The following is a 14,106-nucleotide window of genomic DNA, read 5'->3' as shown; positions in this document are numbered from 1 at the left end:
CCCCATGGCCTCGACAGGTCCCCGCCGTCAGACGTCTCCACGCTGGTCGCATAGTCGTTGCCGGCGTACTGGGCGTCGGCCTGCCGGTCCAGGCGCTGCCACTGCATGACCACGCCATCCCACTGGCCATCCCACACGCCCCCGACGCCAAGCGTGGACTCGGTACCCACGTAGCCGTCCTGTCGGAACATCGCCTCCGTGCCGAGGAGGTAGCCGACCATCGTGTGGAACACCAGGATGCGTGGGATGATCGGCGGCTCGGGGTTGTCGGTCGCGAGCGGGCGCCACAGCGTCCCGGGGAGTAGCGGTTCCACGAAAACCTCCTCGTTTGGTTCAGCCGGTCCGGGTGGTGAACAGCCAGCAGGCCGCGATGGCCATGGCGACCCAGCAGGCGGTGCGCAGCCAGCTGGCGATGTCCTCCGCGCTCCGGTGGAGGCGTGGCGGCCTCCGGCCGGGAGCCCTGGTCACGGATGGTTTTCTAGGTGCGCGTCCAGCTGGCGTTTGATCGCCAACACGTTGTCTGCCAGGGTCGGATGACCGTTCCCGTCCGGTACGAGCTGGGCGGTTCGCGCCTCCAATACGGCGAGTCGCTGCGCCATTCCCCGTATCTCTGGCAATCCTCGAATTGGGTCGGCTCGGACGCCGACCACCGCGTCGTGTACGGCGTCGAGCCGACGCCGGCGTTCCCGGGTCCGGTGGAGCATCCGCAGACCTCCGGTAGTCGCGGCCGCGGCCAGCGTGCTCGCCACAGCCAGGATGAGCTCGGTCATCGGCGCTCCAGCGCGGCCAGGCGCCGATCGAGAGCGCGTAGGTGCAGCCGCCGGTCGGGCGGGATCGCGCCGACGGTGATCGTGGCGGTGACCCCGTCTGCGTCGGTGTCCGCCGACCATGCGGCGCCGATCTCCTGGACCCGGTAGAGGTCGTCGACGTCGAGACATCCGGATCGGATCCGCAGCCGCACGAGGTCACCGAGCCAGATGTGGTCGCGGCCCCGCCAGGCCCCGGCCCGCAGGGTCAGCGTGTAGGAGGGGGTGACGAGCTGGCTGTCCGCGAGCGCCTGGTTCGCGGCGGCCTCCAGGTCGGCGTCCGAGCCGAGCTCGGACGCGTTGACCGCGAGATCCCAGCGACCTTCGGGACGGGTCGCGAGGTCCGGGGCCTGCACGATGACCGGGTCGACGGTGTCGCCGCCGCCGGCAGCGCGGACCGCGTTGCTGTAGCCGGCCGGGTCGACCCGGCGGGAGAACTTGGTGACGAGGGCGCCATAGTCCAGGACAACGCCGCGGTCGGCTCCCCGATAGGGCGACCAGATGTCGAGGGTGTGGGTGTGGATCCGCGGATCCGCGGCCGGGGTGATGTCCCAATCGAAACCGAATTCGAGTTTCGCCAGGCTGTCGATCGATTCGCCGATCTTTGCGCCGGCTTCGTAGATGACGTCGGTCCGCGCCACGCTTGTGATCTGTCCGATGCCGCGGACGACGCCGAGATTCCCGCCCGCCCTGGCCTGGGTGGCGGAGATGAGCCCCCAGACGATGTCCGCCTGGTCGGCGGACGGGTAGGCGAACGGATCGTCGTCGTAGAGCTGGCGGCGGTCGAGGATCGCCCGGTAGTCCGCCCACGAGGTCGTCACCGTGTGGCTGTCGGGATCGCCCTCGTCGTCGCGGGATCCGAGGCGGCCGCGGAACAGGCAGGTCCCGTCACGGATGACCCACAGGTCGCTGATGAGTTCGTCGAGGCCATAGGCTTCGGCCACCCTGCCGTTGATGTTGTACGAGGCTTCGTGGCGTCCAGTGAGCCGCCAGGTGATTGTCTTATTGGTCGCGGGCCCGATATCAGATTGCGGACCCTCCCGCCACGGGCCATATGTCCACAGCCACATCGTCATGTGGGTATGACCTGGACGACCAGTCTGTTGTTCGGGTCGATGGTGCTGGCGTTGACCTCGCCCGTGCTTGTCGGCGAACCCGTCGCACGCCGCACGCTGATCTGGATGTTCGTCGCGCCGGTATAGGCCCCCTTGTATCCGGTGAAGCCGCTGTAGGTCGCCTCCGTGCCGCTCGGTGTGCCCAGCGACTGCCCGACTCCTATGACGGGCCCGGTCAGGTTGTTCGCGGCGAGACCGGTCGAATCGCGCATGTACATGGTGAACACACCAGTGTTATCGGACCTCACGATCTGCATGGTGCAGTCGGCGGTGATATAGGCCTGGCATCCCGGGTCGGGGATAGGCAGATACTGCACACCGGTTTCCGCGGTGGTGATGCCGGTGACGTGGACCGGGCTGTTCGAGTACACCAGGGTCTGCAGGCCCCGCCAGCGTGTCCCCGTCCACTGGAATCCCAGACCGGTGTCCACCTCGAAAATCATGGTTCCCGGGCGGGGTGTGGCCGGACGTGTCGTCCGGGTACAGACCTGCGTGCCCGGAGCCGCCGCCCACAGCCGGGCATCACTGATCCGCGCGGTGGTGACCGCGCTGTCGCCGGCGGTCCGCAGGATCGTGGCCAGCGGGATCGCACTCGCCGGTGTTGCTGGTGTACCACCGCCGACCGTCCCGGTGACCTTGTCCAGCACCCAGTCATAGCTGGACCCACCATCCGCGACCTTGTCCCGAACCTTGGCATACACAAGATCCGTCCGGGAGCCGGACCCTGGCGCCGCGGAAATCGCGAGGTTAGTGGCCGCTGTGTTCCGGCACAGATACTTCCCCTGCGCGGACACCGAATCCCCGATGATGGCAGCCCATCCCGCGGCCACATCCACGCTGTCGTTCGCGCCCGCGCCCCGCTGGCTCACGGCAAGATCGCCGTTGCCGATGACACCCTCCGAGACGATGACCGCGTCGAGGAGCTGCCGCACTTCTCGAGCCGAATAGTCGATCGCCGTGTCCCCGCTGGCGGCCTGCAGGAAAAGCGGCACCTCAAGAACCATTCACGTGCTCCTCACATCCACAGATCCGGCCACGACAGCACGGCCTGACAACCCGGCCCCGGCCCGGACGGCGTAAACGCAATCTGATTGACACCCGGCTGCAGCGCCCACCATGACGACACCGTCCAGTCCGCATCCCCGTACCGGGACGACGCCGTATCCGCGTTCAGCAACACCATGCGATCACGGAAATTCACCCGGATGAACTGGCCTGCCGCCAACGTCAGCGAAGTGAACGCAAACTGCGAGCCGGTAGTCAGATTGATCAGAACCGGATTGATGCACGGCCCATAGACATCGACGCTCGGCAGCGTCGGCTCGGACTCGCTATCCACCACCACGGTCGCCGAACCGGAGGCGAGACCGGCGCCGAACCCCAGCGGAAACCGCCAGGGGAGCGCCTTACCCGGCTCCACCGACCCCGACGGGGTGATGACCGCCGTGTGAGATGCGGTTGATTCCCACAGCCCGTATGGCGCCCGCCAGCCTGCCTGCGTCGCAATCCCGACCGCCGAGCCGGAGATGATCGCATCGGTCAGGCTGTCCGGCCGGACCTGGATCCGCCGCTCCGCCGGCCAGCCGTCCCGCCGCAGATGCAGCCAGTAGCGGCGCCGCGGATGCATCAACGCGCGCAGCCGCCGATACCACACACCGACCGTGTCGACCCCGTCCCCTACGACGACGATCTCCGCGGTGATACCGCGAGCCCCCACCCGGCTCGTCGAATCGATCTCCCCGTCCGCCCCCGGATCGGCCTCGGTGACCGCGCGCACCTCCGGGTAGCCCAGGTTCCAAGCGCCGACCGCGAACGGATCGGCGCCGAACGCGTCGGAGGTCAACGTCAGGAGTGTGATGCCCGCGGGGTCCGCGAGCCGGGCCGTGCCCGGCATCGTCGGTGTGACGGTGGGGGTGGGGGCCTCGGGTGAGCTACCGGCGGGGATAGGCATGTCAAGGCGCCGGGGTCAGGGGGATGTTCGCGGTGCCGGCTGCGCATCCGTCGGCCGTGTTGTCGTCGTATACGACGTTGTTGCTGCCGTCGACGATATGCACCCCGTATCCGGTCGCGGAACCTCCGTGGATCGTGTTCGCCTGGAACGTGTTGTTGCTGCACAAAATTATCCCGGGTTGAGTCGTGCCGTCCCAGTTCGTGTAGGGTGCCAGGAATTTCGGATCGATTCCGGTGACGGTCACCGTGCGATATCCATCGGTCGGGGTCGTGTTACCTAGGTTACCGATGACGGTTGTGCGGGACGCCTTGATAGACAACCAGGAGACGGCCGAGTTCGCACCATGAATGTCGCTTCCGTCGAAATCGTTGCCTGTGACGAGGTTATCTAGCGCGGCTTCTTTGAGATCGACACACTCCGCGGTGCAGTTTCGGACGACATTCCCCGGCCCGATCGTAATGTGATGGGTTAGGTCAGGGAAAGCGCCCGCGGCTGCGGCCGCCGGTTTCCGTGTCGTCGTGACGCCCCAGTTCGATCTCGCCGTACCTATGTAGAACGCCTCACCAAAGCCCGGGTCCACCTGTCCGGTATATGAGACGGCGCAATTCTTCGCCTGACAGTATGTTGATTCGTTGCGGAAGTGGATGCATTCCTGGCCGAAGTTCGTGGCCGTTATACCGTCAATGAGAATGTTATCGCTGCGATCGACCACCACACCCTTCTGGCCATTTTGAATCTTGAAATCTTTGAGGATGACATGTGAACACTGGTCGAGCGCGACCACATAACCGGACGCGGTCGATCCGCCATCGATCACGGACGTCGTCGGGTGCCCACCGATGATGGTGATGGGGTTCGCCGCGGTCCCTTTCAGTCCGGACAGAACGTAGCGGCCGTTGAATATTATCCCGGCCGCAAGCGTGATCACATCACCGGGGATAGCGGAGTTCGTCTTCGATTGCAGGGTGGGGAAATCTCCATATGTTCCCGTTTGGCTGGTCGCACCCGTTCCCGGCACATAAGCCACGGCGACGGCCACATAGTTCTTGTTCCCCGATGCCGTCACGGTCGGGGTGACGGTGCCTGCCGTCGGAACCTGGCGGAACTGGGTGTAGGCGTCGCGGGACGAGCTGCCCGAGACTGCATGGCTGTAGGCCAAGGTCGTCCAGCCGGACGCGGGCGTGAACGACGTCGTGTTGGTATCACTGACCACAGCGAACAGGCCGACGACTAGGCATTTGTCCTTGGACGTTGCTATCGCCTGGGATGTCATGGAACTGGTCGTTCCGGTTTTGACGCCGATGCCATCATTGCCGCTGGCGATGCCGGTTATCACATACGCCTGCACGTCGACATGGGTGCGCGCGGACGCGAACGTCACCGTTATCGTCCCGCCGGACGCCAACGCACTGATGTTGTGAGTGGTGATGATATATCCACTGATCGATGTCGCGTACGCGCCCGTGACATCCTGCACGTACGTGTTGCCCGCGTCGTCCGTCGCGGTCGCGGTCACCGCACCGTTCGCGGCGACCAGGAGCGCGATAGACGATCCGGCTGCTGCCGCGGCGGTCGTCGTCACGACACATGTCGTGCTCGACGACGTGACAGTGTTCGAGCCGATGGCCACCGGGTCGGACGGATCCGCGGTCAACGCCCCGGTGCCGGGATCAGCCGCCGCGTATGCCCAGGCCACGCCCGTGTAGCTCTTCGCCGAGCCGAGAGTTGCTGACGGGCTCACCGCCGTGGGCGCCGGAATAACCTTCCACTGGGACTTCAGCACCCGGGAGCTGGTACCGGAAACGGCTTGGACGTATCCGAGCGCTGTGAATCCGGACCCGGGGGTGAACGTCGGCGGTGTTGTTTCGTCGCTGACGTAACCGTAGACATTCCAGACCAGGTCATTGCCGAGCGTCGTGATTATGGCACCGCAGACCAATGCGGTCGTCGTGTTCGCCGATCCGATGGAATGACCATCCCCCGGATCGGTGTTGACGTCCTTCAGGCCACCGATTTCGTTGGCCTGCATATCGATGAGAGCGCGTGCGCTGTCGAACGTGACGGTGATCGTCGCGCCGATCGGCATCGCGAATACGTTCATCGCGGTGCACTGATAAACGGTGGTGGCAGTTCCGTTCGATGCCTTGTTGTCGATCGTGTAGGTATTGCCGGCCGAGTCGGTGACGGTCGGTGTCGCCGCTCCGTTCGCAACGATATCGACGAAGATCGCGTTGCCGATGGCGGCCACGTTCGTGGTCGTGATCGTGCATGTGGTACCCGAGGTGGTCCGGGTCGCCGTGCCCAGGTCATGAACCACATCGGGCGGCCCAGACCACACCGTGGCGGGCGCGGCCGGGGTGATCACATTGCTCGTTGCCGAGGTGGTCGAATAGCCGATGGCGCTGCGCGACTTGACAGTGAATGACACACCGACGCCGTTTATCAGCCCGACAATTGTACCTGGTGACGATATGACTGTGATCGTCTGGCCGGTCGACGCGGTGATCAGATAGTCGATGATCGCCGACCCGCCATTGGACGATGGCGGCGTGAACGCCACCGTCGCTTTTCCATTGCCGGCTGTGGCGACGATCGACGTCGGAGCGCCGGGCACGGTCGCCGGGGTGACTGGGCCCGCCGGGTTTGATGCCGGGCCGGTACCCGTGCCGTTCGTCGCCCGGACAGTGACAGTGACCGGGATGCCGTTCGTCAGCCCGGTGATGGTCAGCGGGGAGCTGGCTCCGGATGCGGTCTGACCGGTGGACGCCGTCGCCATGTAGGAGGTGATTGTCGAGCCGCCGTCCGACGGCGCGGTGAACGTGACCGTCACCTGCCCGTTCCCAGGCACGACGGCGACGTTGACCGGGGCACCTGGTGTCGAGCTCGTTTGGGACAGCGCGGCGATCAACGCGGCCAGTGCGTCTAGGCGGTCATCCTCGCGGGCATAGCAGGGGGTGACAGGACCCCCGGCAACGGTGATCCACACTGTGTCGGCTCCGCCGGGGCCGTAAAAATCCGGCAACCGGGAGTGCGCGTCAACCACCAGAGGGTTTCCCGTGGTGACCGGAGTGTTATCCAGGTGTAGGCAGTCGGCTGCCACGTTCGCCGCCGGCGATGTCCATACGTTGACGACGGTTCCGGCGGCAACGGCGGTGAGCACGCCGCCAGACACGGCATAGACCAGCCGGGAGCCCTCGCTGGGAAATGTCAGGCGCGCCATCTCAGAACCCGCCCTTCCGCTGGTAGAAGTCGAGTTTCTGCGCGAGCAGGTCGACGTCGGTCTTGTCCTGGACGTGGACCGCGCCGATGGACACCAGCGGCCCACGGCCGCCGCGACTGCCGTGGAGAGCTGCCTTCAACGCGGCCGACTCCTCCGGGTCGAGCACCGCCTCGGGCCGCCCCGTGCCGTTCACGGCGATCTCGCCTGGCCCGAGCCAACCGCCGGCGTCGTACCAGTGCGGTGTCCGCGACGACCACTTCGCGAAGGCGGTCTGCGGATCGCCGTAGTCCGACCGATCATGGATATAGCCCAGGCCCCAGCGGATCTGAGTGGCCGGGTCAGACCGCCAGTTCGCGCCGGCGGAGGCCATCTTGCTGCCGGGCAGCGCCTGCGGGATCCCATATGCACCCGACGAGGGGTTCTCCGCGAGGTGGTTCCAGCCGCTTTCGCCCGTCCACAGGTGCTCCAGTGCGGTCCATTGGCCGCCGGTCCAGTTGTAGATTTCCTGCGCGAGGCGCTGGCCGAGAGCCCGGTTTCCCGTGGCTGTTCCGTCGGATACTGTTTCCTTGCCACGAATGAATTCTATGATCTTGTCGAGAGGAAAGCGTCCGGCCTTGGAAATGACGCCTTTCCAGTCGTCACCGTCACCGAATAGCCGAATGATCGCCGATCGAAGCGGAGCGAAGACTCCGTCGGCTACCGCTGCTGCACCGCTGCGAAGCAGATCGTTGGCACCACTAACGACCTTGCCGCCGGTGGCATCCCACGCCTTGCCGACCAGCCCGCCACCAGCGAGTCCGGGAACGGAGTCCCGGGGAAGGTCCCGCCGCCGTATGGCTTCCATGAACGGCAGGCCGTAGTGCCGTGTCGACTGGGCCGGCATGACGTATTCATCGTTTGACAACGCAAACAGGCCCGCTTTGTCGTCGCGCGGTCCGCCGGGCCCTCGAACGGGGCCGCCAGTTTTAAGGCCGTCGACGTGGAGTTCGGGAAGCTCTGGGATGCCGATCCTGGCAACCGTGTTGTTCCACGCCCAGCGGATGCCCTTGTTGTAGATCGTGTTGACGTAGAAGCGGACCGGAATGGATAGGACCTCTTTGAGTCCATTCCAGACGTCTTTGATGCCGTCGACAGCGCGCTGGAAAAAGTTCTTGAATCCGTCGAGGGCGCCCGTGAAGAAATCCTTGATGACATTCCAGATTGCGACGCCGGAGTCGTGTATGCCGTTCCATGCGGCGGTGAATATGAACCTGATCGCATCCCACTCGTGCTGGAAAACCCATTTGATGGCATCAATGACGTCAGTGAATACCCTCTGGATGCCGTCCCAAGCTCCGGTGGCCGCGTCGTGAATCCAGCTCCACGCCGTGGAGAAGACGAGCTTGATCCCGTCCCATGCCGTCTGGAAAACCCATTTGATGGCATCGATCACCGAGGAGAAGACGGTCCTGATGCCGTCCCACGCCCCGACCGCCGCGTCGTGAATCCAGTTCCACGCCGAAGAAAAGATAGCTTTGATAGCGTCCCACATTTTTCCGAAAAGCTCGGGTACTTTCTTTATTCCATCCCAGATATCGCCGCCAATTCGAGCGAAAAATCTTCCGACAGCCTGTACGGCATGACGAAATGTCTCGCTGTGCTTGTAGAGTTCATAAAACGCGATACCGAGGGCCACAGCGGCTATGAGGATGATGCCGAACGGGTTGGAGAGGAACGCAAGTCTCAGAAGATTGAAGACCGTTCGCAGTGTGTTAAAAACACCTATCAGCCCGCGGAACGCCCGGACGAGCGGGTTCATCCGGAACGCAAACCCGGCAAGTGCCTGCAGCCCACGGGCTAGACCGGCGAGATGCCGTCCTGCTGCGATGAGGTTGCGTGCGTCCCGCAGGCCTGCGAACAGCCGGCGGAGCTCGCCGAGGGTGTACCCCCAGCGTCGGAGGAGGACCAGCCCGCCGACGAGAACGAGGATCGCCCGCTGGGTCCCTCCGGACTGGCCGGAGAACCACACCAGGGCCGGCCCGACAACATGGGCCAACGTCCACGCGAAGGCGCGGAAACCTGCGATCAGCGTGCCGGTTAGGGTCCGGCCGACGATGCCGAACACGGGCAGGACTACACCGACGAGTGTTCGTCCCATCCGCTCCATGACGGGGGTCAGGTCCGCGAAGAATGTTTTGAGGTCGGCGAAAGCCGGGGCCAGCTGCTCATGCAGCTTGTCGATGCCGGCGCCGAGCCCACCACCTTTCCCGCCGCCGCTGAGGGCGTTCGCGAACGCGCGGGCGGGTGCTCCTGCCGCGTGGAATACGCTGCCGATGTCTTGGAGCAGAGGCCACAGATGATGCGAAAGGAGATCAACCAGATGGTTGACGCCCGCACCGGCCCGCTCGAAGAAGCCGGCGAATCCGGTAGCGTTGGATTGTCCGCTGCTCAGCCCGTGGAAGAATCCGGCGACTGCTGTACTGGCCCGGTTGGCGGCCCGATCGACGATGGAGAAGAACTGGGCGATTCGGTTTTGTCCGCCCGCCGAGCCGGTGATCCGCGCGAAACCGGCGGCTATCCGCTCGATTCCGTCGAGAACGCCGCCGGTCGGTGCGGCATGGAAGACATTGAGGATTCCCCGGCCCACATCCTCAACGATCCGGAATAGCTGCTTGGCGATGCCGATACCGCGGTTCATCCACCGAGCAAGAGTGCCGTTTTCCTCCCGCGTTTTCAGCCACAGACGGAGATTCTCTGCGAGTTTCGCTCCGAGCTCGGATTCCCGGGCCACTATCGGGGCTCCAGCGGTCACGATAGACCAGAGTCCGCGGGCGACGGAAACAGCAGAATGCCCCCACGCCTCCGTGCTCCGCGCATTGGCATCCATGACAGCGGTCAGCTCGCCCTGGAAGGCGGGCCCAGAAAATGCGGGGCCGATGCTCGCGGCCACACGGGACAGGCCCGCCGCTGTTTTGGTAACTCCGGCATCGACGACCGGGAAGTCCGTCGCGAGCTGCCGAAGCGACGATGACATTCCGGGGAACACCCCGGCCGCCGAGCCCTTCAGCTTGTCCAGCAGCGGGGACATGCCGACGAGCTGTTGGACGAAGTCACGTGCGGGTGGTGGGAGCTTCGCGAGCGCTTGGGCGTACTGGTTGGTGGCCCCGCCGGAGGCTTGGGCGGCGGCGGCCTGCTGGCGCAGTGCTGCGGCGAGCGCTCGCTGGGCGTCGGCGATTCCCCGTGCGCCGTCTTCCTGGGAGCGGATGATATCCCGCTGTGCGTCGGCGAGGGCCTGCTGTGCGTCTGCGACGCTTTCGTTGGCCTGCTGGATGCGTTCTTGGGCGGCGACGACCCGGTCGGAACCCTCCACGCCGGCGCTCGACTGCTCGGCGAGAGCCTGTTTGTTCCGTTCGATCCCGGTAAGGGTGTCGTCGAGGTTCGCCTGGGCCTCGCGGACCGCGAGGGCGGCCTCTGCCCGTTGCAACGTGGTCGACCGGCGGTTCTTGAGGACCTGCTGTTCCTCGAGCTGGGCCTGCTTGACCCGAATCCGCGCGGCGGCCTCGGCGTCACCGGACCGCTCCACCTGCGTCCGAAGATCGTCGAGTTGTCGGGCGGCGTCCTTCCGCGCCTGGGTGAGGTCGATTTGGGCGTCGCGGGCGTCCTGCTGGGCACGGGCGAGCTGCCGTTCCGCGGTGGCTTGGCGGCGGTTGGCCTGGTCGGCGCGGTCTGCGGCCTGCTGGTAGGCCTGCGCGACGCGTTCCCGGGCGGAGACCACGGCATCGGCGGCCGCGGCCAGCGCGTTCGCGTTCGACGTGGCCGCGCCGCCTGAGGTCTTGGCCGCCGCAGCATGGGCGCTGAGCGCTTCGGTGACACCACTGAACGCCAGTTTGGCGACGCCAAGTCCCTGCGCGGCGGCGACCGCGGCCGCGGGAAGGGCCAGAAGCGCGCCGGCGGCCGGTGCGATCGCGGCAGCGAGCTGCACTCCCAAGCCGATGACCTCGGCCGGGACCCCGGCGATAAGCGGACCGATGGCAGCCTGCACCACGCTGCTGCCGGCGCGCAGGCCGATGCCGATCCAGCCGGCGAGACGCTGACCAGACTGGATCAGTGGGGCGGCGGCCGCGGAGACCGCGCGGCGAACCCCGACGGCGATCCCATACTCCAGGCCACGGTCACCGATCCGCAGTGCCAGTCCGGCGCCCGCCAGGAGCCGTCCGCCCATCGTCCGGCCAGCTGGTTCGGCGCCGGACATTGCCTGATTCAGCGCCCGGTACACATGGCCGCCGACCTGCGCGCCGACGAAACCGACCCGCAGTCCGGCAGTCAGACCGGAGCCGATCCGCAGCCCTACCCGGCCGGCGGCCGCGGCCTGTTCCAATCCGGCGGCGAACCGCTGCCCCGTCCGGCTGCCCCCGGGCTGGGCGGCAGCTTCGGCCCGCCGGCTGGACTCGGAAACGAACCGGCCGAGGCTGTCGCGTGCACGTGTGGTGGCCGTCAGGCCGGTGCTGAACTGGCCGCCGACACGGCGGCCGAGGTCTTGACCGGCTGGCTCGATCTTGTGCCCGGACTCGGAAACGAACCGGCCGAGACTGTCACGTGCATACGTGGTGGCCGTCAGACCTGCACTGAACTGGCCACCGACACGGCTACCCAACTTCTGCCCCGCCGGCTCCACCGTCCGCCCGGACTCGGAAACGAACCGGCCGAGGCTGTCCCGCTCCCGGGCTCCAGCCGTCAGGCCGGTGCTGAACTGGCCGCCGACACGGCGGCCGAGGTCTTGACCGGCGTTCTCCGAGCCGCGGGAGCGGGCGAGCTGCTCGCGGAGTTGCTCGTCGAACCCCTTCGCGAGCCGGGGGGTGATCTCGATGTGGCCGCGGCCAACGAGCAGGGACCCGTCAGCCACCGACCATCACCCCCCGGGTTGGTAGGGACGTGGCGGCCGGTCCATCGCCTGGGCGACGGTGTCGGCGATTTCGGCGGGGCTCGCCCGGCGTGCCGCCGGCGGCGGGGCCGGTTCGGCCATCCATGGGCGTGGCACCGGCTGCGGTGCCGGCCAGGGATGCCGCTGATCCTTGCCGAGGTTGACCGCGACGGTCGTATGCATGTGGAGGCGTCCGATGTCGACCAGATCGGCGAGAAGTCGGTCGGTGCGGGACCAGTCCGCGGACTCTCCGTGCAGCTCCCGTGCCAGTGCGGAATCTGCCGGCAGGTGCCGGATGATGACGCGGAGCCGCCGCCACGACAGCCGCCCCCGGTACAGGTCCAGGAGATCCACCTGGTACTTGAGTAGGTCGGCCTCAATAGCCTCGTGATGGGCGATTACGAGCCGGACGAGGCCAACAATTCCCCCAGGCTCTTAAACCCGGCGCTCTGCGCGATCTGACCGAACATGTCCTTGAGATCGCCGATCTTCAGTTTATGTGTTGTCACGGCTTCGGCGAATATCGCGAGATGGTCGTCCGGCAGGACGAGTCGGAAGAAGGTGACCATGTCGCCATCGCTGAGGGCGATCATCGCGTCGAGGTCCCAGTCGTCCTGCGGAGGGACCGTGAACTCGTGCTCGCCGAGGGCGAACGGCGTTCCGGCCCGTGCGACCTCGGCACGGGCGGCACGGGCCGCCAGCAGGTCGAACGGTTTGACCTCGGGTGCTGTCGCCTTCCGGTCCGGCGCGGTCATGCGAGGACACCGGTGGCGTTCGTCAGCCAGAAGCCCAGGTCGGTGTTGGCCTGGACAAGGCCTTCGATCGTCATCTGCATTTCTACCGCTTTCTTGCTGTTGATCGTCAAGTCGCCGCGGCCGGTCACCATCCCTTTCGGCATGACCAGCCGCCAGTAGTTCAGGCCGTCGACGAACTCGACGCCGAATGCACGCTCGTCCGGTGTCGGGATCGCCGGAATGGAAATTCTCGAATGTCCTACGGTCGTCAGGTCGGTAATCGTTCCGCCGGAAAAGTACAGCGGGAGCGTCACCCGGTTCCATTCATTCGCGGTGAACTCAAGGCTGAACTTGACTTCTTTCGCGAGTTTCCGCACGGGAGCGAGTTGCTGCCAGATGTTCACATCCTCGTAGGACGTGTCGTACTTCCCTTTGACACCATCATCGGTGATGGCGCCGAGCTGAGACCAGCCCGACGGCCATGCCGACGTCGCGTCCACCGGCGCGGCCGTGTCGACCGCGGCAACCATCACCATCCCGGTCGTACCGGCTGGAATGTTCGCCGGGGTGAAGTCGTGAGCCACCGTCGTTCCTCCTTCATCGTCAAGACGGCCGGGGATGGGCCGTCACGAGATAGCTCGCGGTGTAGCGGTGGCCATCCGCCGACGGGTCGTACAGCCACGTCGGCGCGAGGACCGTCGTCACATCGGTCACGACCGTGGTCGCATCCATCCAGCCGCCTCGCAGCTCGAGCACCGCCTGCGCGGTCAGCGCCGCCTGCACCGCAGCCGCACGCACCGGGGCATAGACGTCGATCTGCACCCGGGGCTGGTACAGCCAGCCCCGGACCACGGTCAGCCCGCCGGCCCGGGCGACGACGAGCGCCGGACGGCGGTCATCGAGCTGCCAGGAGACGTGGACGCCAAGGGCGATCACGTCGGGGTGGGTGCCGAGCCGTGCGATCAGCGCTGCCTCGACATCCGGAGCGGTAGCGATCGGCATCACCGCTCAGCCGCCGGCGGCCAGGTCGTCCAGCGTCCGGCCCAGGACGTGATGGGCGGGAGTGCCGTGGGGCTGCTGTGGGTGCGGTGATGACCCGAGCTCCACCCAAATTGTTTTGAAGTCTGATCCGGCGACATAGCCGACGGGGGTTCCGCCTGCGCGGCGAACTCCCGCGGACAGGCCTGCGACGTAGCCGCCATGACGGGCTGGCGAGACCGACCGGGCAAATCCAAGCCCACCCTCTGTGATTGCCGCGAGCGCCCCCTCCAGCTCGGGAGAGCGATCGACGATCCGCCGGACGACGGACATGTCGATGCTGTCGACATCCACCGTCACCCTCCCGCGTAAACCTCACGTGGCCGGATCACCCTGCCGTGG

11 protein-coding genes and 1 pseudogene are annotated in these 14,106 nt (G+C 66.2%); all 12 read right to left on the bottom strand.

Going from position 1 to position 14,106, the window contains the following annotated elements; genetic code table 11:
- Positions 1-314 (bottom strand): annotated as a pseudogene (locus U9980_RS10150) (hypothetical protein); the annotation flags it as partial.
- A 150-nt stretch (positions 315-464) separates the two neighbouring features.
- On the bottom strand, positions 465-770 hold the full coding sequence (locus tag U9980_RS10145) for a hypothetical protein (protein ID WP_322767690.1): 306 nt from the start codon (positions 768-770) through the stop codon (positions 465-467).
- A complete protein-coding gene (locus U9980_RS10140; RefSeq protein WP_322767689.1) occupies positions 767-1,882 on the bottom strand; it encodes a hypothetical protein in 1,116 nt (371 codons plus the stop codon). Before U9980_RS10140 ends, U9980_RS10145 begins: the two co-directional genes overlap by 4 nt.
- Positions 1,879-2,925, bottom strand: a complete 1,047-nt coding sequence (locus U9980_RS10135) for a hypothetical protein (protein WP_322767688.1) — start codon at positions 2,923-2,925, stop codon at positions 1,879-1,881. The genes U9980_RS10140 and U9980_RS10135 overlap by 4 nt, the downstream gene beginning before the upstream one ends.
- Before the next feature lie 11 nt (positions 2,926-2,936).
- Positions 2,937-3,872, bottom strand: a complete 936-nt coding sequence (locus U9980_RS10130; RefSeq protein WP_322767687.1) for a phage distal tail protein — start codon at positions 3,870-3,872, stop codon at positions 2,937-2,939.
- A 1-nt stretch (position 3,873) separates the two neighbouring features.
- A complete protein-coding gene (locus tag U9980_RS10125; RefSeq protein ID WP_322767686.1) occupies positions 3,874-7,092 on the bottom strand; it encodes a fibronectin type III domain-containing protein in 3,219 nt (1,072 codons plus the stop codon).
- 1 nt (position 7,093) lies between these two features.
- Positions 7,094-11,974, bottom strand: coding sequence for a hypothetical protein (locus U9980_RS10120; protein ID WP_322767685.1), 4,881 nt, complete (start codon positions 11,972-11,974; stop codon positions 7,094-7,096).
- Positions 11,975-11,980: 6 nt separating this feature from the next.
- Positions 11,981-12,346: a hypothetical protein gene (locus U9980_RS10115; protein WP_322767684.1), complete on the bottom strand. Its 366-nt coding sequence runs from the start codon at positions 12,344-12,346 to the stop codon at positions 11,981-11,983.
- 44 nt (positions 12,347-12,390) lie between these two features.
- Positions 12,391-12,747: a hypothetical protein gene (locus U9980_RS10110; protein ID WP_322767683.1), complete on the bottom strand. Its 357-nt coding sequence runs from the start codon at positions 12,745-12,747 to the stop codon at positions 12,391-12,393.
- A complete protein-coding gene (locus U9980_RS10105; RefSeq protein WP_322767682.1) occupies positions 12,744-13,310 on the bottom strand; it encodes a hypothetical protein in 567 nt (188 codons plus the stop codon). The genes U9980_RS10110 and U9980_RS10105 overlap by 4 nt, the downstream gene beginning before the upstream one ends.
- A 19-nt stretch (positions 13,311-13,329) precedes the next feature.
- Positions 13,330-13,728, bottom strand: a complete 399-nt coding sequence (locus U9980_RS10100) for a hypothetical protein (RefSeq protein WP_322767681.1) — start codon at positions 13,726-13,728, stop codon at positions 13,330-13,332.
- A 6-nt stretch (positions 13,729-13,734) separates the two neighbouring features.
- Positions 13,735-14,058, bottom strand: coding sequence for a hypothetical protein (locus U9980_RS10095; protein ID WP_322767680.1), 324 nt, complete (start codon positions 14,056-14,058; stop codon positions 13,735-13,737).
- Between the last annotated feature and the right edge of the window lie 48 nt (positions 14,059-14,106).

This window comes from Protofrankia sp. Cr1, assembly GCF_963555865.1.
Taxonomy (GTDB): Bacteria; Actinomycetota; Actinomycetes; order Frankiales; family Frankiaceae; genus Protofrankia.
Note: the sequence above shows the minus strand (reverse complement) of the source record. Positions and strands in the feature narration are given on the sequence as shown.